This window comes from Nonomuraea turcica, assembly GCF_030718205.1.
Lineage (GTDB): Bacteria > Actinomycetota > Actinomycetes > Streptosporangiales > Streptosporangiaceae > Nonomuraea.
The window spans coordinates 248,450-270,632 of record NZ_JAUZQF010000004.1 but is presented as its reverse complement, the minus strand read 5'-3'; the positions used below and the strand labels follow the sequence as shown (position 1 = coordinate 270,632).

The following is a 22,183-nucleotide window of genomic DNA, read 5'->3' as shown; positions in this document are numbered from 1 at the left end:
AACACAATAGGTGCAACACAGTGCAAATCAAGTTCACTAGACTGCACTCCATGGAGGATCCCGAGCTGATCAATCAGGCCATCGCCAACAATGTGCGCTTTCAGCGCTCGCACCGAGGGCTGACCCTGGACCAGCTGGCCGCCAGGTCCGGTGTGAGCCGGGGCATGCTCGTCCAGGTCGAGCAGGGGCGGACGAACCCCAGCGTCTCCACCCTCACCAGGATCGCCTCCGCCCTGGGCGTCACCGTGGCCCGGCTGGTCGAGGTCGGGGACGTCCCCATGGTGCGGATCGTGGACAAGGCCGACGTGGTCACGTTCCGCCAGGGCGACGTGCAGGCGCGGCTGCTCGTCGGCGCGGACACGCCGATGATCCTGGAGCTGTGGGACTGGCGCCTGGCCCCGGGGGAGCACCACGACGGCGACCCTCACCCGCCCGGCACCCGCGAGATGCTCACTGTGCTGGAGGGTGAGCTGACGCTCAGCGTCTACGGCAGGAGCCACGTGATCGGCAAGGACGACGCCGTGCTCTTCACCGCCGACCGCCCCCATCGCTATGCCAACCAGGGCGAGGAGGAGCTCAGGCTCATCATGGTGGTCGCCGAACCACGCGAGGCACATGAGCAGTGACGGCGAGTATGTTCCTGATCGCCCTGCGGAGTTGACGACTACGGCATATCTTGGACCACTCGTGACCGTTGCTGGGTACATCCCTGGTAAACGGCGGTACCTCGGCAGGGGGTGGCGGGTGAGTGAGGCCCGAGCGGCGACGGAGAAGCTCCACACGGAGCTTCATGGTCTGGGCGTCACCAGCGCGTACGAGGTGGGCGACGACGCCACCATCGCGGTGTGGATAGGCCTTGTCGTGCGATATAGGGATGGTTTTTACCGCTGGCAGGAAGGACCTGCGAAACGTCGGCATTTGGGTACGGATCCGGTTGGATGTGCCATACGCGTGGCGCGCCGCTATAAGGAACTGCAGGCCGATATCCCACTCTGGTGGGACGACCTGGCCAGGGAACTGCGGGGAAAACCGGTCCAGGACTACCCATAGGCCCCCGCATGCGCGGTTTCGGGGGGAAGCATGCGCGTCTGGGCTCTGCCGCTGGCCTTGCTCGCCCTGGTGGCCTGTGTCACCTACTCGGTGGCGCACCGCCGATCTGCCGAAGAACCGCCGGTGATCGTGCCGCTGCGGCAGGTGAGCGTCGATCCCGCCCAGCTGGCCAAGCGGCTGGCGTCGATGCAGGCCGGCTGGCCGCGTAGCCGCAAGTTCGACTGCGCGCGGCTCAAGTGCGTGGCCCTGACCTTCGACGATGGTCCCGGCGAGCACACCGGCCGGCTCCTGGATCTGCTCAGCGCGCGTGATGTCCGGGCCACGTTCTTCGTCATCGGGCAGATGGTGGCCGCCGACAGGGGCGGGCTCCTCACGCGGCGCATCGTGGACGAGGGCCACGAGATCGGCAACCACTCCTGGAGCCATCCGCCGCTGGCCGCGCTGTCGCACGAGGCGGTCCATCGCGAGCTCAAGTACACCGACGACATCGTGGAGCACCTGACCGGGGTGCGGATGCGGGTCATGCGGCCGCCGTACGGGGCCACGGACGACGGCGTCGCCGCGGAGACCCGCCGTGAAGGGCTGGCGCAGATCCTGTGGAACGTGGACACCCTCGACTGGCGCGACCGGGCGGCCCCGACCGTGGCCAAGCGGGCTTGCGAGGCCAAACCCGGGTCGATCGTCCTGCTGCACGACATTCACCGCAGCACCGTGGACGCCATGCCGGCGGTGCTCGACACGCTGAGCAGGAAGGGGTTCACGTTCGTCACGGTCTCGGAGCTGTACGGCAAGACGCCGCTGCCGGGCAGGACGTACACCTCGCGGTGACCCGGGATGTCGGTGGGACGTGGCACCCTGACGGCATGGGTTTCACCGGCTTCCCCGACGAGGCGTTCATCTTCTATGAGGGCCTCGAGGCGGACAACAGCAAGACCTACTTCACCCGGCACAAGCAGCTCTACGAGGAGGCGGTGCGGGCGCCCATGGTCGCGCTCACCGACGAGCTTGCCGCCGAGTTCGGGCCCGCGCAGCTCTTCCGGCCCTATCGTGACGTGCGTTTCTCCAAGGACAAGTCGCCATATAAGACGCATCAGGGTGCATTTGTGGATCTGATGCCGGGGATCGGGCTTTATGTCGAGATCAGCGCGTCAGGGCTGTTCACGGCCGGGGGCTTCTACACGCAGGCGGCCGACCAGGTGGCTCGCTACCGCGCGGCAGTGGATGAGGATCTTTCGGGCAAGCCGTTGAGGGCGATCACCGACGCGCTGGCGGCGGCCGGTTACGAGGTGCAGGGCGAGCGGCTGAAGACCAAGCCGCGCGGCTTCACCGAGGATCACCCGCGCATCGACCTGCTGCGTCACAAGTCGTTGTACGCGGGGATGCGCTTCGAGCCGGAGCCCTGGGTGCACACGGCGGAGGCCCGCGCCCGTGTGGAGCAGACCTGGCGCGCCTTCGGGCCGCTGGTCGAATGGCTCTGCACCCACGTCAGGGGCAGCGAGCTCCCCCGCCGCTGACCACCCGATCCCGCCACCGACGGCCGACGCCCAGGCACCGCCACCGCGCCTGCGCGTCGGGGGCGGTGCCTGGGCGTCGGGATCACGCGCGCTTGGCGCGGGCGGCGGCGCGGCCCCGGGTGGCGCCGTCGAGCACGACCTTGCGGATGCGCACGGCGTCCGGGGTGACCTCCACGCACTCGTCCTCACGGATGAATTCGAGCGCCTGCTCCAGCGACAACACGCGCGGTGGGATCACCTTCTCCGTCTCCTCGGAGGTGGAGGAGCGCATGTTGGTTAGCTTCTTCTCCTTGGTGATGTTCACGTCCATGTCATCGGACCGCGAGTTCTCACCGATGATCATGCCCTCGTAGACCTCGGTGCCCGGAGAGATGAACAGGGTGCCGCGCTCCTGCAGGTTGAGCATGGCGAACGCGGTCACCGGACCGGAGCGGTCGGCCACCAGCGATCCGCTCGCGCGGGTGCGCAGCTCGCCGAACCACGGCTCGTACGAGTCGAACACGTGGTGCACGAGGCCGGTGCCGCGCGTCTCGGTCAGGAACTCGGTACGGAAGCCGATCAGGCCACGCGCCGGCACCACGAACTCCATCCGGATCCAGCCGGTGCCGTGGTTCGTCATATGCTCCATGCGGCCCTTGCGCACGGCCAGCAACTGCGTCACCGCGCCGAGGTATTCCTCGGGGCAGTCGACCGTGAGCCGCTCGACGGGCTCGTGCACCTTGCCGTCGATGTCCTTGGTGACCACCTGCGGCTTGCCGACGGTCAGCTCGTAGCCCTCGCGGCGCATCTGCTCGACGAGGATGGCCAGCGCCAGCTCGCCGCGGCCCTGCACCTCCCAGGCGTCGGGCCGCTCGGTCGGCAGCACGCGCAGCGACACGTTGCCGACCAGCTCCTTCTCCAGGCGGTCCTTGACCATGCGCGCGGTCACCTTGCCGCCCTTGACCTTGCCGACCAGCGGCGAGGTGTTGGTGCCGATGGTCATCGAGATGGCCGGCTCGTCCACGGTGATCAGCGGCAGCGGGCGCGGGTCCTCGGGGTCGGCCAGCGTCTCGCCGATCATGATGTCGGGGATGCCGGCGATGGCGATGATGTCGCCGGGGCCCGCCTCCTCGGCCGGCTTGCGCTCCAGCGCGTCGGTCATGAGGAGCTCGGTGATCTTGACGCGCTGGACCGTGCCGTCGGTGCGACACCAGGCCACCTGCTGGCCCTTGCGCATGACGCCCTGGTGGATGCGGCACAGCGCGATGCGGCCGAGGTAGGAAGAGGCGTCGAGGTTGGTCACGTGGGCCTGCAGCGGCGCGCTCGGGTCGTACGTCGGCGCCGGGATGGTCGACTTGATGATGTCGAACAGCGGCTCCAGGTCCTCCGAGTCGGGCATGCCGCCGTCGTCGGGGCGGTTCATCGAGGCCCGGCCGGCCTTCGCGGAGGCGTAGACGATCGGGAAGTCGATCTGCTCCTCGGTGGCGTCGAGGTCCATGAACAGCTCGTAGACCTCGTCGACGACCTCCTTGATGCGGGCGTCGGGACGGTCGACCTTGTTGATGCACAGGATGACGGGCATCTTGGCGGCGAAGGCCTTACGCAGCACGAAACGGGTCTGCGGCAGCGGCCCCTCCGAGGCGTCCACCAGCAGCACCACGCCGTCGACCATGGACAGCCCGCGCTCGACCTCGCCGCCGAAGTCGGCGTGGCCGGGTGTGTCGATGATGTTCAGGGTCATGCCGCCGTGCTTGACCGCGGTGTTCTTCGCGAGAATGGTGATGCCCTTCTCGCGCTCGAGGTCGTTGGAGTCCATGACGCGGTCGTCGACATCCTGGTTGGCGCGGAATGCCCCGGACTGCCAGAGCATGGCGTCGACCAGCGTGGTCTTGCCATGGTCGACGTGCGCGATGATCGCGATATTCCGCAGGTCGTCGCGGCTGTTCAAAGGCATGATGACGTCTCGCTCTGTGTCGTGGGGTCGGCCGCGCGAAGTCGCGACCACTTAAGTCTAGTTGATCCCCTCTCATGGCAAGAGCGGCACGAGATGACGGCGAGCGTAAGCGCGGGCGTCCTCGTCGTTGCCGGGCGGGGCCGAACCTCGGCTGCACCTGGGGCGCACCTCGGCTGCAGCTACATAGAGGGTTGCACATTTGTGCGCATGGCAATGGTCGGGCCGGTCCCTAGATTGTCGGCATGACGTGGACAGAGCTGGTTATGACGTCGGCGCCGACGAAAGGTGACCAGCGGGCGGTGAGCGACGTCAGGACCGGTGAGGTGTTGTCGTACGCCGCGTTCGTGCGCCGCGTCACGCGTGCCGCGGCGGGCCTGCGCCGCCACGGCCTCCAGCAAGGCGAGCACGTGATCGTCGACGTTCCGCTCGGTGTGGCGCTGCCCGTCGCGGTCCACTCCGTCGCCTGGGCCGGTGGGATCGCGGCACTCAGGTCCACCGGCAAGGCCCGCATGATGATCACCTTGCGCGACTACGATCCGGCGGCCGTAAAAGCCGATCGGGTCTTCGCCTTCCGGCCGGGGCCGGGTGTCAGGCCGTTCGGTGAGTTGCTGGTCAGCGGTGCCGTGGACTTCGGTCCGCTGGCGGGTCCCGCGCTCACGCTCGACGGCGTGCGCGTGTTCGACCACATCGAGCTGGCCGGCGACCTGCGCAGGGTGGCCGCGCGCCTGGTGATCGGCAAGGACGACGTGGTGATCAGCGCGGTCAGCGAGCCGTTCACGGGTCTGCGGGTGCTGGATCTGGCGATGATGGCCGGCGCCCACGTCGTGCTGGCGCACGACCCCAGCGTGGTCGGGTGCCGCGTGCTGGCCGAGGAACGCCGAGCCACCATGATCATCGCCCCTTACGACCTGGCCAGGCGGCTGCTCGGCGACCCCATCCTCGCGTTCGTGCGCGTCGTGGACGAAAGGGCGGTCGTCAGCTCACTCCGCCGGTGACCGCCCAGGGGCCCGCGGTGCGCGGCCCCTGAGGTCGTGGGCTGTGAAACACTGTGCGAAAAGGGTGATCCTTCAGCGACGCAGGGTGACCAGATGCCAGAGCCCCCCAGGCACAACCTTCCCGCAGAGCCCAACCGGTTCGTCGGCCGCGAACGCGATGTCGACGATCTCCGCAGGTTGTTCGCCGAGACGCGGGTCGTGACCTTGTGCGGGGTCGGCGGCATCGGCAAGACCCGGCTGGCCCTGCGGGTCGCCGCGGGGCTGCTGTCCCGCTATCCCGACGGGGTCTGGCTGGTCGAGCTGGCCAGGCTGCGCCGGGCCGAGCTGGTCGTGCCGGAGATCGCCCGTGTGCTGCGGGTGCACCAGGAGGTCGACCGGCCGCTGCTCGACACCGTGACGGCCAGGCTGCGCGACCTGTGCTGCCTGCTGCTGCTCGACAACTGCGAGCACCTGGTCGACACGTGCGCGGAGGTGACGGCCGGGCTGGTGGCCGCCTGTCCGCGGCTGAGCGTCCTGGCCACCAGCAGGGAGCCGCTGCACATCGCCAGCGAGCTGATCTGGCGGGTGCCGCCGCTCGACCTGCCCGACGCGGAGAGCGCCGACGCCGAGTCCGTGCAGTTGTTCCTGGACCGGGCGGCGGCCGCGGGCACCAGGCCGGCCCCCGGCGGCCTGACCGACGTCATACGCCTGTGCCGGGCACTGGACGGGCTGCCGCTGGCCCTGGAGCTCGCCGCGGCCCGTACGAGCCTGCTCAGCCCCGGGCAGATCGCCGACCGCATCGACGACCGCTTCTCGCTGCTCACCACGGGTGGCCGCACCGCCCCCGCCCGGCAGCGCACACTGGCGGCGGCCGTCGAGTGGAGCCACGACCTGCTGTCGGCCAAGGAGCAGGTGCTGCTGCGCCGGCTGTCGGTGTTCGCCGGGGCCTTCGACCTGGATCTGGCCGAGCAGGTCTGCGCGGAGCAACCCATCGCGCCCGCGGATTTCGTGGACCTGCTGGGCAGCCTGGTCGACAAGTCGCTCGTGTTGTGCGACGAGAGCCGCACGCGCTATTGGCTGCTGGAGACCATCAAGCGTTACGCGCTCGAACGACTCCAGCAGGCCGGCGAGCGCGATGCGCTGCGCGAGCGGCACCTCCACGTGCTCTGTGAGCTGCAGGCGCGCCACTTCGCGACGGAGATGGTCGGGCCCGGCGTGCCGTGGCGCGAACGCCTGCGGGCCCTCACCGCGAGCCGGAGCCTGCTCGACGATCAGCGGGTGGCGCTCGACTGGGCCGCCGAATCCGGGGACGTGTCACGGGGGCTGCACCTCTGCGCGACCAGCACCGGGCTGCTGCCGATCGGCGGCCTCACAGAGGTCGTCGCCTGGATCGAGCGCCTGCTCTCGCTCGACCTGTCCCGCGTGCCGGCCGAGCGGATCGCGCACGCCAAGGCGTATCTGGCCTATGGCCTGGAGGCGCGCGACGAGCTGAGCCGCTCGCTGGAGGTGGCCGAGGAGAGCCTGGCCGGGATGTCGCCGGTGGACGCGTTCTCCCGCAGCGCCATACTCAACACCATCGCGACGGTGCTGCTCCGCATGGGCCGGGCCGACGAGGCGCTGCGCTACGCGGAGGAGGGCCTGGCCGTCGCCGCCCGCTCCGGCGACCTATGGAACCAGGCGGCGGGGCTGGCCGGGCTGTCAGCGGTGGCCCTGACCCGCGGCCGGGTGCGCGAGGCCCAGCGGCATGCCGAGGAGGCGCTCGCCCGAGCCCGCGAGCACGGCCACCGCTGGATCATGGCCGGGGCCGCGGCCCAGCTCGGCGCGGTCGCCGAGGCGCGCGGCGACCTGGCGACGGCCGAGGCCCACTACGCGATGGCCGTCCCCTGGTTGCGGGAGCTGGGCAGCCACGCCGACCTGGCCCGCTGCCTGGCCAGGATCGGCCGGGTCGCGGCGATGTCGCACGAGTTCGGCCTCGCCAGGGAGCGGCTTGCCGCGAGCCTCGCGCTGAGCAGGGAGACCGGGCAACGCCGGGGGGTGGCCCGCTGTCTGGCGGGTTTGTCGGTGCTGGCGGAGCACGAAGGCGACCTGGAGGGCGCCGTGCTGGCCGCCGCGGCGGCGGCCGCGCTACGCGAGTCGATCGGGCAACATTCGCCCACGATCAGGATCGAGGAGCTGCTCGGCAGGGCCCGTACCAAACTGGGGGCGGGCCGCACCCTGTCGCTGTGGTCGCGTGGCCGGGCTATGAGCGCGGACGACGCCGCCCGCCACGTGCTGGAGGGCGAGCGCCCGGCGAGCGAGATTCCGGTGGCCGCCGAGCCCGTCAGGCACTCGCTCCTGACCGCCCGCGAGCACGAGATCGCCGGCCTGCTCACCCGCGGCCTGTCCAACCGGGCCATCGCGGAGGAGCTGGTGATCAGCCCGGCCACGGTCGCCCGGCATATCGCCAACATCATGGAAAAGCTCGGCTATACCTCCCGCGCGCAGATCGCGGTCTGGGCGGCCGAGCACTCTTCGAACCCGTCTGCATAGGCATCTGCATATTCCGCCCCATGTACGCATGAGACGCCCTCCCTACCGTGGGCGGCATGGATGAGCGCATCGTCATCGTGGACTCGGACACAGGACTGAGGCTCACCGAGGAGCAGCTGGACGAGAGGTCAGCTGCCGCGATCATCCAGTTGCGGCGCAGGGGCGTGCGGGTGGGCGACACCGTGCTCATCTGCCTGCCGGTCGGGCCCGACCTGCTGGTGGCGGCCGACGCGGTGATCGCCGTGGGCGGCGTGGCCTGGCCGGTGCCGGCCGACCTCGAGACGTGGGCGCTCCATGAACGCATTGAGGCCAGCGGGGCCCGCGTGCTGATCTCCGACCTCCCGCAGGCGCTGGAGGCGGCCGAGGAGTCCCGTGTGCGGATCGTCATGAGCGTCGCAGACCTCAGCGCCCTCCAGGCCGCCCGAGAGGCGGACGCCGAGCGAGCATAAGCTCGTATTCATGCCTTTCGCGCCCAACTTCCCCGTCATGCTCAGGACTGAGGACGGGGTTCGCATCGATGCCGCCCACACCCCGTCCGCGCGGACGGACCTCGGGATCGTGGTGGCGCACGGTTTCACCGGGTCGTGGCGGGAGCGTCCGGCGCGCCGCATCGTGCACGTGCTCAGCGGGTACGCCGGCGTGATCGCCTTCGACTTCCGCGGCCACGGGCGCTCCGGCGGCGAGACGACCGTGGGCGACCTGGAGGTGCTGGACGTGGAGGCGGCCGTCAGGCACGCGCGCGTGGTGGGCTACGAGAAGATCGCGGTGGTGGGGTTCTCCATGGGCGCGGCGGTGGCCGTACGGCACGCGGCGCTGCGTGGCGGGGTCGACGCGGTGGCGGCGGTGAGCGGCCCGGCCCGCTGGCACTACCGGGGCACCAAGCCGATGCGCCAGGTGCACTGGGCCATCGAGCAGCCGTTCGGGCGGTGGGCGGCCAGGGTGGCCAAGCGCACCAGGATCGCCCGCGGCCCGTGGGACCCGATCCCGATGCCGCCTTACGAGGCCGCCGCGCTCATCTCGCCGACCCCTCTGCTGATCGTCCACGGCGACGCCGACACGTTCTTCCCGCTGGAGCACGCGCACCAGTTGTACGCCGGCGCACGCGAGCCCAAAGAGCTCTGGATCGAGCCCGGGTACGGCCACGCCGAGGCCGCCGCAACCCCCGCACTCATCACCAGAATCGGCAAATGGATCTCCTCGAACTTTTTGTGAGTAAAACACGTCTACCTAGAGCGGATGGAAGGAAACCGCCGGGAGAAAGTCCCTGGGGAAGGAAACCGTCGATGCGGTGGACGTGGGACATACTTCAGTAGTCAGGCGGTCGCCCAGCGTCGCGGGGGCGCGCTGGGTGACATCCTGCCCATGCCCGCCGTGGGCCCCGCGAGAGACCGCGCGGGGCCCCGAGCAGGCCGCCTCACGGAGTGAGGCCAAATAAGCAGGCCTCAGCCGAGCCGGGCGATCGACTTGTACTCCAGGTAGCTCTGCAGGCCCTCGGGCCCCAGCTCGCGGCCGACGCCGCTGGCCTTGTAGCCGCCGAAGGGCGCGTTGGTCTCCAGCATGAAGCAGTTGACGCCGTAGGTGCCGGTGCGCACCTGACGGGCCACCTCCATGCCGCGCTCGGTGTCGCCCGTCCACACCGTGCCGGCCAGGCCGTAGTCGCTGTCGTTGGCGATCCTGACGGCGTCGGCCTCGTCCTCGTACGGGATCACGGCCAGGACCGGGCCGAAGATCTCCTCGCGGGCGATGCGCATGTCGTTGGTGACGCCGGCGAAGACGGTGGGGGAGACGTACCAGCCGCGGTCGTGGGGCCGGTCGAGGCCGCCGACGACGACCTTGGCGCCCTCGTCCATGCCGATCTTGATGTAGCCCTCCACCCGGTCCTGCTGCCGCTTGGCCACGAGCGGGCCGATGCCGGTCGCCGGGTCGGCGGGGTCGCCGACGGGCTGGGAGTTGACCATGTTCGCGATGGCCTCGACGACCTCGTCGTAGCGGTTGCGCGAGGCCAGGATGCGGGTCTGCGCCACGCACGCCTGCCCGTTGTTCATGAGGGAGGCCATCGACAAGAAGCCCATGCTGGCGGCCAGGTCGGCGTCGTCCAGGATGATCGCGGCCGACTTGCCGCCCAGCTCCAGGCTGACCCGCTTGAGCTGCTCGCCGCAGATGGCCGCGATGCGGCGGCCCGCCGCGGTGGAGCCGGTGAAGGCCACCTTGTCCACGCCCGGGTGGGAGATCAGGTGCTCGCCGACCTCGCGGCCGGCGGCGACGATGTTGAGAACCCCGGCGGGCACGCCTGCCTCGACCACCCACTCGGCCAGTAGGTACGCATCCAGCGGCGTCTCCGGCGCGGGCTTGAGCACGACCGTGCAGCCGGCCAGTAGCGCGGGCGCCAGCTTGGTCATCGTGACGAACTGCGGGACGTTCCACGGCACCACGGCCGCCACCACGCCCACGGGCTCACGCCGCACCGTGACCGGGCCGAACAGCCCGGGCCGCTGCTCCTCCTGCTCGTACGTCTTGCCCAGCTCCGCGTAGTACTGCAGCATACCGAGCGGCTGCGGCGCCTGCGCGAGGTTGGAGAAGGTGATCGGCGAGCCCATCTCCTCCGTGATGAGCTGGGCCATCTCGCCCTGCCGCTCGTTGTAGATCGCGGCCAGCCTGCCGATGACCTCGGCCCGCTCGGCGAACGTCATCCGCGGCCACGGCCCGTGGTCGAACGCCTCACGGGCGGCCGCCACCGCGCGTTCCATGTCCGCGGCCGTGCCCTCCGGCACCCGGCCGACGACCTCCTCGGTGTGGGGTGAGACGACGTCGATCGTTCCCGTGCCCGCCGGGGCCACCCATTCGCCCCCGATGAACAGCGTGTCGTGCTGGCGCATGTCGTGAGCCCTCCTGATGACCTAATGCTTGCTTGCTCGCGGGATGTCCCAAGCCGACCGAACCATGTTCTGTCCGCGCACGCAAGAGGGGCGCGGCACCAGCGTGCCGCGCCCCTCAAGACTGGCTTAGCGAGGATCGCCGAGCAGGTGCAGCATGGAGCGCTTGATCAGGTCCGTACGCGCCGCCTGGTCGGTGATGCTCTCAGCGCCGAATCCGAGGTAGACGGTGTCCTTGGTGACGATGCCGCCGCCTTCCTCGAACACCTGGTCGGTGCGGAACCAGTTGTTGACCGCTGAGGAGGAGCCCTCGGGGGCCGCCCCGATGGTCCAGCCGCCGAGGTCGGACTCGAACGAGGTCTCCTCCGCCGTCGCGCCGTCCAGCGTGACCTTGAAGTCGTCGAGGAAGACGCCCGCGCCCTGGGTGCCCCAGTCGCTGATGTAGGAGATGGACAGCTCGACCTGCTTGCCCGCATACGGGGTCAGGTCGATCTTCCACTGCTGCCAGCCGGCCGAATTGCCCGAGGCGGCGTGCCACGCGCCGGAGGTGCCGGTCGGCTCACAGTTCGGTCCCTGGTAGCGCTGCGTGAACGGATGGATGGTCCGCCAGCCGTCGCCGCCGCTCGGCGGGTCGCAGCTGCTGCCGGTGACCTGCGAGGTGTGGCCGTTGGCGTCGGGCAGAGTCGTCCAGTCGTCGCCGCCGGCCGTGCGGGCCTCCACGGTCAGGAAGTCCCACTCGCTCTCGGTGTCGTACGACGTCCAGAACGACAGGTCGCCGCTCGACTTGCCGGTCAGGTCGATGGTCTTGGTCAGCCGCTTCCACGAGACGTCGGCGATGCCGCTGTAGACGTCCCAGGCGCCGGTGTGCGGGTCGAAGGGGCCGCCCGGGCGTACCCACTTGACCTGCGCGGAGCTCTCGAACAGCGGGAACTGCTGCGCGGGCAGGATGGCCGAGGTGGCCACGAACGAGTTGGTGTGGCTCGGCTCCAGCGTGGCGTTGAAGCCGTCGAACCTCCCGCCGTTGCCGGTCAGCGGGTACGGCTGGCCGGTATCGTGATCGGTGCCCGCGTCGTCGAAGAAGACGTAGGCGCCCAGGTAGTACTGCTGGAAGTCGTTGAACACCGGGATGCACGGCGGGTCGTCGGCCACGGCGCACTCGGACTGCGCGGGCTGGTCCGGCTCGTAGTAGTAGGAGCCGTTGCTGTTGGCCGCGTACGACGCGTACTTGCCGGCGTGCAGCAGCTTGCCGCCCTCGTTGAGGTAGTCGCGCACGGCGAGTTCGGTGTCCACGCCGCCCTTGGACGTGGTGCCGGGCACCTGGCCGGTCGAGCGCGGGATGATGTCGTCGCCGGTCTCCCACACCACGGCCTTGTAATGGCTGAGCACGCCCAGCGGGTGCGGGGCCTTGCGGCCCATCTTGTCCATGTCGTACACGTCGGAGGTGTAGCCGGCCGCCGTCAGCGCTGCGGTGTACTCGTCAGCGTATTTGGCCTCGGCCACGCCCTGGACGGGGCTGATGCCGGTGACGTCCTCGGTGGCCAGCACCAGCACCTGTCCGCCGATGTCGGACGCGACGGTGTAGGTGAAGTCGGCGCTCTTCTTCCCGATCGAGGTGAACCAGACCTTCACCTGGTCACCGGGCTTGGCGCCGGTGATCTTGCCACGCATCCAGTGGTAGTAGCGGTTGTAGCCCTTGCCGTAGCGCTCGCCGCCCTTCCACTCGCCGGTCGGAACGACCTTCGTACGGCCGCCGTTGACCTGGTAGTTCAGGAAGACCGGGCCGAGCTTGCGCTTGGCGTTGACCTGGACGACCTGGTCCTTGCCGTGGCTGACCTCGAACGGGTCGAGCACGAAGTCGGGGGTCTTGTTGCCCAGGTGGCTCACCGGCTCGACGGGGTTGACCGCCGACTTGGCGACGTCGAGCGCGAACGGCACGTTCTTCTCGAACTCCGCCTGCACCAGGGTCTCGTCATCGGGGAAGACGAAGCCGCAGCCGTCGCAGCCCTCGTTCAGCTCCGGGGTCCACGACAGCGTGCCGTACTGGAAGTGGGCCTGGTCGTTGGTGTCGCCGTTCGTGGTGTAGAGCTCGGCGCCGAGGTCGGGGTCGAACCCTGGGACGGCGGGCTTGTCGTCGGTTCCGGTGAGCGCCTCGTAGATAGGGTTGTCAGCCGTCTCCGTGGCGATCTGCACACCCATCGGGTAGAGCAGCAGCGGGCCGTAGGAGTGGTAGTTGAGCTGCATCTCGAACCCGACGCGCTTGAGCAGGCCGTCCATGGCCTTGGTCTCCGGCTCGCTGGCCGGAGCCGGGCCGCGGTAGGTGTCGCTGCTCGTGACGCTGGAGGAGCCTTCTTCGTCGTAGTGGAAGTTCGTGGGGAAGTTGCGGTTCGGGTCGACGCCGTCGCCGACCGTGATCTTGCCGTCGCCGTTGTTGTCACGCAGGTTCTTGCGCCACAGGCGGTTGCCCTCGGTGAAGGTGAAGTCGTAACCGTCGGGGTTGGCCACCGGCACGAACCACAGCTCGGTCTTGTTGAGCAGGTCCTTGAGCGTGCTCTTGTTCGCGACCACGTACTTCAGCAGCCGCATGTCGATCTCGGTCGAGATCCACTCGCGGGCGTGCTGTGTGGCCGAGAAGAGGGTGGACGGCTTGAGTCCGTCGGGCAGCAGCCGCGCGCCGGTGCTCACCTTGGCGGCCAGGATGTCCTTGCCCTGCACGGACTTGCCGATGGACTGGAGCTTGACGATGTCCTTGTTGGCGTTCGCGATGGCTTTGAGCTGGTCGGCGATGCCGCCCGGCTCGGAGTAGGACTTCCAGACGGTGTAGCCGCCGGCCGCCTGTGCCTTGGCGGCCTGCAGTTGGGTCTGGCCCTGGGGGTTGCGTACGGGCTCCGGCTTGTAGCCGAGTTTCCTCAGCCCGGCCACGTCCGCCTGGGCGGCGGTCAGCTCCACGTGCTCCTTGTCGCCCTTGGTCTCGTGCTGGACGACGTCGAAGCCCTTCTCTCTGAGAGTCTGGGCGGTGCCTGGTGCGCTTTCGAGCTGGTAGAGCTCTATCTGGTCGCCGGGCGGCAGCGGGTCGGCGGACACGGAGGTGGGGGCGGCCACGAGTAAGGTGCCTAAGCCGAGGATCACGGCGGCGGCGAGGTTCGTTGATCGAGACAACAGTCTGCCCCTTCGCAGAGTCGATTCGATCGCCATCTCAAACCGTTGGAGCGATCTAGGCAAGACCTAATGTTTTAGATCCGCGTTAACTACGGCAAAGGGTGCCAAACCTCGCCAAAGGTGCGGCAGTTCGGTCGTTCGGATGACAGGAATCAAGATCATCTTCTATAGTTTCGGTCCGTCTATGAGGGGAGGGACGGGTGTGAGAATCTGGCGGTTCGCCGTTCTTGTCGCCGTCCTCTCCGGGCTGCTCGGGCTCCACTCGCCGCAGCCGGCGTCGGCCGATCCCAGCCCTGCTGAGCTGCGCAAACTCACCAAACAGGCGGCCCGGCTCAACGAGCTCTACCGTGGCCAGATCCAGAGCCTGGAGGAGATCAGGATCCAGGCCAAGCGGGCCACCGACACCTCGAGCGGTCTGCAGGCCAAGCTCGCGGCCGCGCAGGCGGACGTGGGGCGCATCGCCCAGACCGCCTACATGATCGGCCCCATCGACGGCATCCAGCTCTTCGGCATGACGGCCGAGCCGCATCAGGTCCTCGGCCAGGCGGCCAACATGACCTACATGGCCACCGAGCGGACCGAGCGCGTCAAGAGCATCCAGAAGCTGATCGAGGATTCCAAAGAGGCGAAGCTCAACGCCAATGACAAGATCGAGAAGCTGAAGAAGGAGATCAAGACCCTCCTGGGCAAGCGCGACGACATTCAGCGCCTGCTCAACAAATACGGCTTCCAGCAGCCCGGCGGTGCGGACGGCCTGACGCCGCGCATGGTCCAGGTGCGTGCCGAGATCATGCAGAACTTCCCGATGAAATACGGTGTGGGCTGCCTGCGCCCCGGCGACCCCGGCGAGCACGGCAAGGGCCGGGCCTGCGACTTCATGATGTCCCGAGGCGGCACCATGGCCGCCGGGGCCGACGGCGCCAACGGCGACGCCCTGGCCGACTGGCTCATCAAGAACGGCTCCAGGCTCGGCGTGATGTACATCATCTGGAAGCAGCGCTACTACGACATCCGCTCAGGGGGCGGCTGGGATCCGATGTCGGACCGCGGCGGGATCACGGCCAACCACTACGACCACGTTCACGTGTCGGTGTTCTGACCCCGCAGGAAGTCCCTCAGCCACGCGTAGGACGCCTTCGGGGTTCGGCGCTGGGTGGCGAAGTCCACGTGCACCAGGCCGAAGCGCTGGTGGTAGCCCTCGGCCCACTCGAAGTTGTCCAGGAGCGACCAGACGAAGTAGCCGCGGACGTCCACGCCCTCGGCCATGGCCTGCCGCATCGCGGCGATGTGGCCCTCCAGGAACGCGATGCGGGCCGCGTCGTCGAGCGTGCTCGTGTCGTCGTTGGAGCAGCCGTTCTCGGTGATGAGGATGGGCGGGAGCGCGGCGCCGTACCTGGTCTTGAGTCCGGTGAGGAGCTCGCGCAAGCCGTCGGGGACGATCGGCCAGCCGAACGCCGTCGTGGGGTAGCCGGTGATGCCGGCGTCGGTGAACGGCAGGCCTTCCGACGTCGGGGCGGCGATGCGGGTGGGGTTGTAGTAGTTGATGCCCAGCGCGTCCAAGGGTGTGGCGATGACGTCGAGGTCTCCGTCGCGGACGACGTCGAGGGCCGGGACGTAGGCCGACAGGTCGGGATATTTGCCGAGAAGGATGGGGTCGTTGAACAGGCGGTTGTGCAGAATGTCGTAGGCCTCGGCCGCCCTCAGGTCGGGCTCCTGCTGAGAGGCGGGCCAGACCGGGGTGCAGTTGTTCGTGACGGCCACCTGGCGCGCCCCCGCGGCTCGCAGCGCGCGCACCGCCAGCCCGTGGGCCAGGAACTGGTGGTGCGCGGCCGGCAGGGCGCCGGTCAGCAGGGCCTGGCCGGGGGCGTGCACGCCCATGGCGTAGCCGAAGGCCATGTGCACGAACGGCTCGTTCAGGGTGATCCACAGGGGGACGCGGTCGGCGAGGCGGGTGGCGACGGCGGCGGCGTACTCGGCGAACATTTCCGAAATTTCGCGATTCAGCCACCCGCCGCGGTCCTCCAGGGCCTGGGGCAGGTCCCAGTGGAACAACGTGGGCACCGGTTGGATGCCCGCCTCCAGCAGGGCGTCCACGAGCCGTTCGTAGAAATCGAGACCCTTGGCGTTGGCCGGGCCCGAGCCGAGGGGCTGGACGCGCGGCCACGCGATCGAGAACCGGTAGGCGTTCACGCCGAGACCGGACATCAGGGCGACGTCCTCGCGCCAGCGGTGGTAGTGGTCGCACGCCACGTCGCCGGTGTGGCCGTCCCTGGTGCGGCCGGGCTCGTGGCTGAAGGTGTCCCAGATGGAAGCGCCTCTGCCGTCCTCGGCGACGGCACCCTCGATCTGGTAGGCGGCGGTGGCCGTACCCCAAAGGAACATGACAGCCCTCCCGGTAGATGCGAGTATGGCTCATGTTATCTGAAGCCCAAGTGACTCCCTTTACCTCCTGGTAATACGCCAGGATGGGGGCATGACGAGTATCTTGCGCCGCCGTCCCGCCCAGCGCCGCAGCGTGGAGCGGGTGGAGCGGATGCTCGACGAGTGCGCGTTGCTGCTCGACGAGGTCGGATATGAGGGACTGACCACGAAGGAGGTCGCCCGCCGGGCCGAAGTGCCGATCGGCACGTTCTACCAGTTCTTCCACGACAAACAGGGGTTGGTGCGGGCGCTGGCGCTACGCAACCTCGACGCGTTCCTCGAGCGGATCACCGAGCGCATCGCCACGGCCGAGCTCGGCCACTGGACCGACCTGGTCGACCTCGCCATCGACGAGTTCGTCGACATGAAGCGCACCACGCCGGGGTTCGCGGTCATGGACTTCGGCGAGGTGCTGGTCGCGCCAGGGGGGCCCGCGGTCCCGGGGACCGATCGCACGCTCGACGGGGCGAGGGACAACAACGCGATCGTGGCCGACCGGCTGCGTGCCCTCACGATGGAGGTGCTGGACATGCCCGCGGGGCCGGGGCTCGACCGGGCGCTGGTGGTGGCGGTCGAGGCGACGGACGCGGTGCTCAAGCTCGCCTTCCGTGTCGACCCCCGAGGCGACGCGGCGCTGATCGCCGAGTGCAAACAACTGGTCCGCCGCTACCTCTCCGACCACCTCCCGTAACCACCACCGGCACCCGCCCGCCCGCCGCCCCCGCCACGGAGACCGGTCGCATGCGGGCTCCGCCACGGCGAGACCGGCCGCACGCGGGCCCCGCCACGGCGAGCGGACGCATGCGGCGGGCCGCCGCCCCGTAGCCTGGGGGCGGCGGCCCGGGGCCACACGGCTCAGGCCGGGGCGTCCAGGCGGGCGCGGAGATCCGGGTCCAGCTTCAGGTCTGCGGCGCCGATGGCCTCCTCCAACTGCGCCATCGTCGACACACCGACGATCGGGACGATGCCGTCGGCCATCAGCCAGGCCAGGACCACCTGGTTCGGGGTGGCGCCCAGCTCGTTCGCCACCTCCTGGAGGACGGCGAGGCGGGCGGTGGTGCCCGAGTGGTCGTAGATCTCGGAGATCGGCCGGTCGGGACGCGTGTACGCGCCGAACATCAGCGTGTTGTACGCCCACAACGTCATGTCCGGCTCGGCGGCCAGGTAGTCGAGCAACTCGTCCGTCACCAGCGTGTGCCCCGCCTCCGCGGGCTTGGTGAGCGGCCGGGGCCGCAGGTACGTGTGCCGCAGCTGCACGTACGTGTACGGCATCCACCCGCGCGCCGCCGAGACGTTCCTGGCCCGCTCCAGCCGCCAGGTCGCCACGTTGCTCGCGCCCAGGGCGCGCACCTTGCCCTGCACGGCGAGCTCGTTGAACGCCCCCAGGGTCTCCTCCAGCGGCACGGAGCGGTCCTCGATGTGCGCCCAGTACAGGTCGATGTAGTCCGTCCCCAGCCTCCGGAGGCTGCCTTCCGCGGCCCTGGCGATGACGGGCGCCGACAGGCCCTCGGCGGAGTCGAGGGTTTTGTCGCCGGGGACGGTGGGCCGCCCTCCGGCCTTCGTGCTGATGAAGATCTCGTCCCGGTTGCCGCGGGCGGCCAGCCAGGCACCGATGGCCTGCTCGCTCTCGTCGCCGGTGCAGCCCTCCACCCAGAACGGGTAGTTGTTGGCGGTGTCGAGCATGGTGCCGCCCGCCTCGTGGAACCGGTCCAGGATGGCGAAGGTGTCCCGCAGATCGACGCCGGTGCCGAAGTGAATCGTGCCGAGTGCGATGTTCATGGCCACGACTGTGGGAGCTGGAGTGCACTCCATGTCAATGCGGTTGACCTGGAGTGGACTCCAGGTGGGAAACTGGCAGCGTGAGCGAGCGTAGCGAGCGAACCAATGGACACAGCACGGTCACCGTCATGGGGCCACCCCCGGCGGGCGCCTGACGGTGTATACGCCTGCGGAGGCGGTCGAGGAGACCGGCTTCAGTCTCGACACCCTGCGTTACTACGAGAAGATCGGCTTGCTGGAGCGAGTCACCAGGAACGCCTCCGGCCAGCGCAGGTTCACTCAGGACGACATCGGTTGGCTCGGCATGCTGCGCTGCCTGCGTGACACGGGCATGCCCATCGCCACGATGTTGCGCTTCGCCGAGCTCGTCCGCGCGGGAGACCACACGATCCCGGATCGGATCAAGCTGCTGGAGGAGCACGACGGGCACGTCCAGGCGCAGATCGCGAACCTGGCCGAGCGCCAGCGCTACATCCACAACAAGATCTCCTACTACCGCAGCGTCATGTAGACCCGCCTTTGCCATCCGGCCGATAGACCAAGATCCATGGCCGGAGCGAGGGCCGGACGGATCAACGTGTCGCTGCGCCGCGTTGCCATGGTGGGCGCGGCGATGTTGTTCGTGCTGCTGGGCCACATCACGATCGTGCAGGCGTTCGGGTCCCAGGCGCTCAACGCCGACCGCAGGAACGAGCGGCCGCTGCTCGCCAGGTTCGGCCACCCGCGTGGCGACATCCTGACCTACGACGGCACGGCCATCGCCACGAGCCGCCCGGCCGGCGGCGGCCCGTACCTCTATCAGCGGGTCTACCGGCACGGCGAGGTCTACGCGCCGGTCACCGGGCACCTGTCGCTCTACCGCTCCTCCGGCATCGAGCAGGCGCAGGGCGCGGTGTTGTCGGGTGACGACGCCAAGGTCAAGGTCCGGTCGCTGGTGAAGGACGGCGGCGTCGAAGGGGCCGACGTGCGGCTGACGATCAGCGACCGGGCGCAGTGGGCTGCGTACCAGAGCCTCAAGGCGGTGGGCGTGCCCGGGGCGGTGGTGGCGATCAACCCGGCGACGGGCGCCATCCTGGCGCTGGCCTCGTACCCGTCGTACGACCCGAACGTCCTCACCACGTTCGACCGCTCCCGGCTGGCCGAGACGGCGCGGGGGTTGCGGCGAGCGCCCGGGCGGCCGCTGCTGAACCGGGCGCTGCGCCAGACGTATCCGCCGGGCTCGACGTTCAAGCTGGTGACCACGGCCGCGGCATTGGGCTCCGGCGAGTACAACCCGGCCGGCCTGGTCGACGCCCCGGCGCGGCTGCCGCTGCCGGGAACTTCCGCGTACGTCCGAAACGATCCCGGCTGCCGCGACACCCGCCCGACACTCCTGTACGCCTTCCAGGTCTCCTGCGATACGGCGTTCGCCACCATAGGGATGCAGCTCGGCCAGGACATCCTGCGGGACCAGGCGGAGGCGTTCGGGTTCAACGAGGAGAGTCTGGCGATTCCGGTGGCCACGACGCCGAGCAGGTTTCCTACCGCTCCGGCCATGACGCGGGCCCAGACGGCGCTGGCGGCCATCGGGCACCACGAGGACAGAGCCACGCCGCTGATGATCGCCATGTTGTCGGCGGCCGTGGCCAACGACGGGGTGCTGATGCGGCCGTACCTGGTGGAGGAGGTGCGCCTGGCGGACGGATCGGTCATCAACAGGGCCGGCCCCACGCCGTACCGCACGGCGGTGCCGGCCCCGCTGGCCAGACATCTGGCGGCGATGATGACCACGGTGACGCACGCGGGCGGCACAGGAACGGGCGCGGCCATCCCCGGCGTGGAGGTGGCCGCCGAGACCGCCATGTCACGGGCCGTCCCCGGCGCGGAGGACCACGCGCTGGTCACCGCCTTCGCACCTGCCGACAAACCGGAGGTGGCGGTGGGGGTGGTGCTGGAGCACCCGGGCGCCCGGGCCGCCAACGTGGCGCCGATCGCGCGGGCCGTGATCGAGGCCGTCTTGGCGTGAGCGCCCGCCGGCGGTAGACCTTGGCGTGAGCGTCGGTCAGCGGTAGGCCCTGGCCTGGAGGGAGTAGAGGTCGGCGTAGAGGCCGTCGAGGGCCATGAGCGTGTCGTGGTCGCCTTGCTCGGTGACCTTGCCGTGGTCGAGGACGTAGATGCGGTCGGCGTAGCGGACGCTGGCCAGGCGGTGGGTGATGAGCAGGACGGTGCGGCCGCCGGAGTGGGTGCGGATGCGCTCGAAGAGGGCGTGTTCGGCGCGGGCGTCGAGCGCGGCTGTGGGCTCGTCGCAGATTAGCAGGTCGGCGTCGCGGTGGAAGCCGCGGGCCACGGCGATGCGCTGCCATTGGCCGCCGGACAGCTCGTGGCCGTCTTTGAAGCGGCGGTCGAGGAGGGTGCGGTAGCCGTGGGGCAGATCGGCGATGACCTCATCGGCGCCCGCCACCGCCGCGGCCGCGTGTAAGGACTCGTCCCCTTTGTCGGTGCCCATCGTGATGTTGTAGCGGGCGGTGAGCGGCCAGCGGGTGTGGTCCTGGGCGATCACGGCCGTGCGGAGGCGCAGGTCTTCCGGGTTGACCTGTTTCAGGTCGGTGTCGTCCCACAGGACCACCCCGGAGTCCGGCTCGTAGAGGCCCGAGAGGATCTTGGCGAGGGTGGTCTTGCCTGAGCCGTTCTCGCCGACGAAGGCGATCACTTCACCCTGCTTGATCTCGATGGTCACCTCGCGCAGGGCCGGCGCTTGCGCGCCGGGGTAGGTGAACGTCACGCCGCTGGCGGTGATGCGCTGGAAGCCCGGCGGCATCGCGGCCGGTCGTCTCGCGGACACGCGGCGCTCGGCGTCGGCGCAGAACTCCAAGAAGTCGGTGAAGTAGAGGCCCTCCTCGTAGAGGCGGTTGGTGGCGTAGATCAGATTGCCGAGCGACTGCTGGGCGGACCTGATGGCCAGGACCGCCGTGCCGGCCACGGCCAGCGGGATCGCCCCGATCGCCAGGAGCACGCCCAGCGCGAGGTAGACCAGGCCGGTGCCGAGGCCGCCGAGCGCCTGGCCGGCGAGCCCGGCGAAGGTCTGCCGCCTGGCCAGCTTGAGCATCACGTCCTGCTCGGCCCGCGCCACAGCGTCGTACATGCGCAGCAGGAAGCCGCGCATCGTGAACGAGCGGACCTCCGCCGCCGGCTCGCGGTTGGCCAGCAATTCACCGATGATCCATTTGCGGCGGTTGGCGGGGATGAGGGCGTAGAGGGTGGCGTAGCGCATCCTGGCGCTGCGGACCATGGCCCAGGCGTCCGGCAGCACCGCCAGCAGGAGCAGCGGGAGCAGCACCGGGTGCAGGACGCCCAGCACGCCGGCCACGGCGGCGATGCCGACGGCGGCGCTCAGCACGTCGACGGCCGCGGACACGACCTGGTCCGCCATGGCCACGCCGCGCAGCCTGGCCCGCTGTAACGCGTCGTGGAACTCGGGGTCGTCGTAGGCGACCAGGTCGACGCGGCTGGTCAGGCCGTAGAGCCGCTCCTCGGTCAGACGGCTGACCTGCGGGTCCAAGCGCGCCTGCGCCCAGCCCGCGCCGGCCTGCACCGCCGTGCGCAGCGCCGCCGCGGCGGCCACCAGGGCCAGACTGGGCAGCGCGGCCACGACGCGGTCCGGGGTCGGGCCCTCGCTGAAGAGCGCGGTCAGCACGCCTGTCGTGGCCAGCAGCCCGAACGCGGTGAGCACGCCACCGAGCAGGTTGAGCGTGACCGTGGCCACGGTGTCGCGCGGGCTGGCCCGCCACGCCATGCGCATCGCCTGGGCCACCAGCGACGGCAGTCGCCTGGCGATGGTCAGGAAGCGCACGTCCGCCAACTTGTCCGTGTGGGCATGCCAGTCGGAGAAGGAGATCTCACCGAGCTCTAACGGCTCATCGGCCATGACTCGAGTGTGCCTACGGGCACCGACAGTTCACCACCGATTATCTAGAG

Annotated in this window: 17 protein-coding genes; 11 read left to right on the top strand and 6 right to left on the bottom strand. The window is 69.5% G+C overall.

What is annotated here, in order from left to right:
* Positions 1-50: 50 nt before the first annotated feature.
* From Q9G87_RS13175 to Q9G87_RS13165, 3 genes are all read left to right on the top strand, one after another.
* The gene (locus Q9G87_RS13175) at positions 51-626 is read left to right on the top strand and encodes a helix-turn-helix domain-containing protein (protein WP_305916595.1); all 576 of its coding nucleotides are present in this window, start codon (positions 51-53) and stop codon (positions 624-626) included.
* A 454-nt stretch (positions 627-1,080) separates the two neighbouring features.
* Positions 1,081-1,878, top strand: a complete 798-nt coding sequence (locus tag Q9G87_RS13170; protein ID WP_305916594.1) for a polysaccharide deacetylase family protein — start codon at positions 1,081-1,083, stop codon at positions 1,876-1,878.
* A 35-nt stretch (positions 1,879-1,913) separates the two neighbouring features.
* Positions 1,914-2,564, top strand: a complete 651-nt coding sequence (locus tag Q9G87_RS13165; protein WP_305916593.1) for a DUF2461 domain-containing protein — start codon at positions 1,914-1,916, stop codon at positions 2,562-2,564.
* 82 nt (positions 2,565-2,646) lie between these two features.
* On the opposite strand, the gene typA is transcribed toward Q9G87_RS13165, so the two are convergent.
* A complete protein-coding gene (gene typA, locus Q9G87_RS13160) occupies positions 2,647-4,497 on the bottom strand; it encodes a translational GTPase TypA (protein WP_305916592.1) in 1,851 nt (616 codons plus the stop codon).
* 242 nt (positions 4,498-4,739) lie between these two features.
* On the opposite strand from typA, the gene Q9G87_RS13155 reads away from it, so the two are divergent.
* The 4 genes from Q9G87_RS13155 to Q9G87_RS13140 all read left to right on the top strand — a co-directional run bounded on the left by Q9G87_RS13155 (position 4,740) and on the right by Q9G87_RS13140 (position 9,212).
* Positions 4,740-5,492 carry an AMP-binding protein gene (locus Q9G87_RS13155; protein ID WP_305916591.1) on the top strand — a complete coding sequence of 251 codons (753 nt, stop codon included), beginning with the start codon at positions 4,740-4,742 and terminating at the stop codon, positions 5,490-5,492.
* Between the two features lie 93 nt (positions 5,493-5,585).
* Entirely contained in the window at positions 5,586-8,000 is a 2,415-nt protein-coding gene (locus Q9G87_RS13150) for a LuxR C-terminal-related transcriptional regulator (protein WP_305916590.1), read from the top strand.
* A 56-nt stretch (positions 8,001-8,056) separates the two neighbouring features.
* The gene (locus tag Q9G87_RS13145) at positions 8,057-8,449 is read left to right on the top strand and encodes an AMP-binding protein (RefSeq protein WP_305916589.1); all 393 of its coding nucleotides are present in this window, start codon (positions 8,057-8,059) and stop codon (positions 8,447-8,449) included.
* A 10-nt stretch (positions 8,450-8,459) separates the two neighbouring features.
* Positions 8,460-9,212 carry an alpha/beta hydrolase gene (locus tag Q9G87_RS13140; protein ID WP_305916588.1) on the top strand — a complete coding sequence of 251 codons (753 nt, stop codon included), beginning with the start codon at positions 8,460-8,462 and terminating at the stop codon, positions 9,210-9,212.
* Between the two features lie 230 nt (positions 9,213-9,442).
* On the opposite strand, the gene Q9G87_RS13135 is transcribed toward Q9G87_RS13140, so the two are convergent.
* Complete coding sequence (locus tag Q9G87_RS13135; protein WP_305916587.1) at positions 9,443-10,876, bottom strand: aldehyde dehydrogenase; 1,434 nt, start codon at positions 10,874-10,876, stop codon at positions 9,443-9,445.
* 126 nt (positions 10,877-11,002) lie between these two features.
* The gene (locus tag Q9G87_RS13130; RefSeq protein WP_305916586.1) at positions 11,003-14,029 is read right to left on the bottom strand and encodes a M14 family metallopeptidase; all 3,027 of its coding nucleotides are present in this window, start codon (positions 14,027-14,029) and stop codon (positions 11,003-11,005) included.
* Positions 14,030-14,231: 202 nt separating this feature from the next.
* Here Q9G87_RS13130 and Q9G87_RS13125 point away from each other — a divergent pair, with 202 nt between their 5' ends.
* Positions 14,232-15,128 (top strand): hypothetical protein, encoded by an 897-nt coding sequence (locus tag Q9G87_RS13125; protein ID WP_305916585.1) that lies wholly within the window; start codon positions 14,232-14,234, stop codon positions 15,126-15,128.
* Here Q9G87_RS13125 and Q9G87_RS13120 read toward each other — a convergent pair.
* Complete coding sequence (locus Q9G87_RS13120) at positions 15,110-16,411, bottom strand: GH1 family beta-glucosidase (protein ID WP_305916584.1); 1,302 nt, start codon at positions 16,409-16,411, stop codon at positions 15,110-15,112. The genes Q9G87_RS13125 and Q9G87_RS13120 overlap by 19 nt on opposite strands.
* A gap of 91 nt (positions 16,412-16,502) precedes the next feature.
* Here Q9G87_RS13120 and Q9G87_RS13115 point away from each other — a divergent pair, with 91 nt between their 5' ends.
* Positions 16,503-17,141, top strand: a complete 639-nt coding sequence (locus Q9G87_RS13115) for a TetR family transcriptional regulator (RefSeq protein WP_305916583.1) — start codon at positions 16,503-16,505, stop codon at positions 17,139-17,141.
* Positions 17,142-17,305: 164 nt separating this feature from the next.
* Here Q9G87_RS13115 and Q9G87_RS13110 read toward each other — a convergent pair whose 3' ends face one another.
* Positions 17,306-18,229, bottom strand: coding sequence for an aldo/keto reductase (locus Q9G87_RS13110; RefSeq protein WP_305916582.1), 924 nt, complete (start codon positions 18,227-18,229; stop codon positions 17,306-17,308).
* Between the two features lie 157 nt (positions 18,230-18,386).
* Between Q9G87_RS13110 and Q9G87_RS13105 the strand changes: the two genes are divergently transcribed.
* Positions 18,387-18,740: a MerR family transcriptional regulator gene (locus Q9G87_RS13105; protein ID WP_371825764.1), complete on the top strand. Its 354-nt coding sequence runs from the start codon at positions 18,387-18,389 to the stop codon at positions 18,738-18,740.
* Between the two features lie 36 nt (positions 18,741-18,776).
* The gene (locus Q9G87_RS13100) at positions 18,777-20,234 is read left to right on the top strand and encodes a peptidoglycan D,D-transpeptidase FtsI family protein (protein ID WP_305916581.1); all 1,458 of its coding nucleotides are present in this window, start codon (positions 18,777-18,779) and stop codon (positions 20,232-20,234) included.
* Positions 20,235-20,270: 36 nt separating this feature from the next.
* Here Q9G87_RS13100 and Q9G87_RS13095 read toward each other — a convergent pair whose 3' ends face one another.
* Positions 20,271-22,133 carry an ABC transporter ATP-binding protein gene (locus Q9G87_RS13095; RefSeq protein ID WP_305916580.1) on the bottom strand — a complete coding sequence of 621 codons (1,863 nt, stop codon included), beginning with the start codon at positions 22,131-22,133 and terminating at the stop codon, positions 20,271-20,273.
* Between the last annotated feature and the right edge of the window lie 50 nt (positions 22,134-22,183).